Below are 413 nucleotides of genomic sequence, written 5' to 3'. Positions count from 1 at the left end.
CGAGCGTCTCAGAGACGAATGCCGCAATGTCATCTAGCGATAACTGATCATCAGGCAAACCGCTACACTTTACGCATTGCACCAACAATTGATCATCGGGAACAAGCAACTCACCAAAGTGCTTGGTAACAACCCGCCCCTCTTGAAAGGATCGTTCGTCAATATCACGCACCTCAGCTTCAGTCACCGCAACGAGCTTACGCGCCAACATGCTCTTTATGATCGACACAACTGCTTGAGGCGTGATAGCGAAAACACCAGAGTGCATCTTCACACCACTCGGTATGCCCAGACATACCTGCTCGTTGTTTATGGACGCACAAACATCTCGAGCCGTGCCATCTCCACCAGCGAACAACAGCAAGTCCGGACTAAATGAAGATAAGATATTCACAGCCTCTTGCGTGTGCTGT

1 protein-coding gene is annotated in these 413 nt (G+C 49.9%); it reads right to left on the bottom strand.

Going from position 1 to position 413, the window contains the following annotated elements:
* On the bottom strand, positions 1 to 394 hold a 394-nt coding region (locus A3738_RS10645; protein WP_231876615.1), incomplete at its 3' end, for an ATP-NAD kinase family protein.
* Positions 395 to 413 lie beyond the last annotated feature (19 nt).

It is taken from the genome of Oleiphilus sp. HI0066, assembly GCF_001635725.1.
The sequence above is the reverse complement of the archived record's forward strand: the minus strand, read 5'-3'. Positions and strand labels throughout refer to the sequence as shown.